The organism is Pseudomonas sp. TJI-51 (assembly GCF_000190455.2).
Classification (GTDB): Bacteria; Pseudomonadota; Gammaproteobacteria; order Pseudomonadales; family Pseudomonadaceae; genus Aquipseudomonas; species Aquipseudomonas juntendi.
Genome location: NZ_AEWE02000170.1, coordinates 339 through 2,195, shown reverse-complemented (window position 1 = coordinate 2,195; position 1,857 = coordinate 339). Strand labels below are relative to the sequence as shown.

The following is a 1,857-nucleotide window of genomic DNA, read 5'->3' as shown; positions in this document are numbered from 1 at the left end:
GTCGAACAGAAGCGCTTTCTTTGGCAGGGCTAAGGATGCTGCGTGAGGAGACGCCGAAGCAGAGCATCTTGTACCTGTATGAGCCGGGTAGTTATGCGCCGTTGGCGCGGGTTGATCAGGCTGAAGGGGAAGCGCAGAAGCTTTATTACTTCCATACTGACCAGATTGGTACACCGTTGGAACTGACGGATAGAGATGGCAGGATCGTTTGGCAGGCGTCGTATCGCTCATGGGGTGCAATAGAGAGTCTGCCCATCAATGAGGTCGATCAGCACCTGCGCTTTCAAGGCCAGTATTTTGATGGCGAAATCGGGCTGTATTACAACTTTCCGATTCTATGATGCGGAAGCGGGGAGATTCATTACCCAGGATCCAGTAGGGTTGGCTGGAGGATTGAATCTCTATCAGTACGGACCTAACCCGCAAAACTGGGTTGACCCTCTAGAGTGGACGTGCTCAGCTGCCTTGACAGTAAGTAAGCCCAAAGCATTGTCAAGCCCGGGGCTTTCTAGTGCGGGAAAAACTTTTTTAGAGAAGCAGTTTATAAAAAAGAAAAATGCACTCAACCGGGCTGCTAAGCGAGGTGAGCTGGTTTGGTCACCTGGAACGCATGATGTCCGAATTTCTTCGCTTCAAGCGTCGTATCGAAAAGCAGTCACCGAGCGTTACGAAAGAATGTTCGGGGAAGCACCTGATCTTTCAAGGTTCAATGCCGATCATCCCGTTGATTTTATTGTTGGTGGGGCTGCTAGCCAACGCATTGCAAATGCTTAGTGAGACAATCAATAAAAGTGTGGGTAGCTCCCTGAAAGTTGCTGGTAGGCGTGCTGGGTTAAAGCCCGGTGATATGATTAACGAGATAATATGGGAGTGAAGCATGGCTATCGAGTTTGATGTTGTTACAGATACTGCGACCCTGGCGGTGTTTGATTTGCAAGCAATACGCCATCGAACGAGTGATACATTTGATTGGTGGAGTATTCAAAGTGATGAAATTTCTGAAATGAACGAGGGTAATATTGCTTTTTTGAATTTGGGTGCGGATGGGCGGTATCAAGTAAAAGTTGTAGATAGTTTGGTTGCTCCAAGTGGTGGCGTTTATTTGAAGGTTCCTTCTGGTCAAGTTTTCATAGGCGCCGGAGAAGACACTTCTGGAGGGGGGCTAGAGCCTGACGGTTCGGATGCAGTACAAGGTGAGTTTATCAGTCTCGAAGCAGGAAATTACTATGTGGGCTACAAGGTCGAGGATGGGGGAATCTGTTTGGCTTTCTCACCATCTAATAAATTTAGGAATGCTTTAACAGATTCGATAAGGCTTGGTGCTTAGGGTTTGATGGAAGGTTTGGTGAGGTGGCGAGACGTCTGTTAGTTTGAAGAAGGCGCTCTTTAATAGAGGAAATGTAGGCGGCTGACGGAAGACGTCAGCTTTGCCCAGTAGTTGTATTGTACTTTATCGATTAAAGCGCCTGAGCCGTTAATCTTGAGTTGGTAATGACCGGGTAGATACAACCCACGAGCAGGTGTACCTGGTGTGCACCGAGGGCCGCCACTACATCCCTCGACAACCTGTTCTTCTACTTTGGTGAAGTGCCAAACACCAACACTAAAGTACCGTTGCAACGCATCGAGAACGTCCTCGGCCACTTCCTGCACTTCACCCGCACACCCGATGGCACGCTGACCGACATCAGCGCCACCGGCGGACGCTTCGGACCGGCTGATTGAAGAGGTGCGGGTAGATAACCTGACCCGGCGTTTCAGCTACAACGTCGGTGGCCATCTGACGCGACTGGATGAGATTGGCTATGGCGAGCATGCCGAACGGCCAGAGCGGCACACGCTGTTCGAGCGTGATGC

Annotated in this window: 1 protein-coding gene and 1 pseudogene; both read left to right on the top strand. The window is 50.0% G+C overall.

Annotation, left to right across the window (positions count from 1 at the left end):
• Positions 1 to 450, top strand: a pseudogene (locus tag G1E_RS29985) (RHS repeat domain-containing protein); the annotation flags it as partial.
• Between the two features lie 427 nt (positions 451 to 877).
• Positions 878 to 1,327: a DUF6386 family protein gene (locus G1E_RS28120; RefSeq protein WP_082438003.1), complete on the top strand. Its 450-nt coding sequence runs from the start codon at positions 878 to 880 to the stop codon at positions 1,325 to 1,327.
• Positions 1,328 to 1,857 lie beyond the last annotated feature (530 nt).

Coding starts and splice junctions, on each gene's coding strand:
- G1E_RS28120 (WP_082438003.1), top strand. CDS start 878: ATGGCTATCGAGTTTGATGTTGTTACAGATACTGCGACCCTGGCGGTG.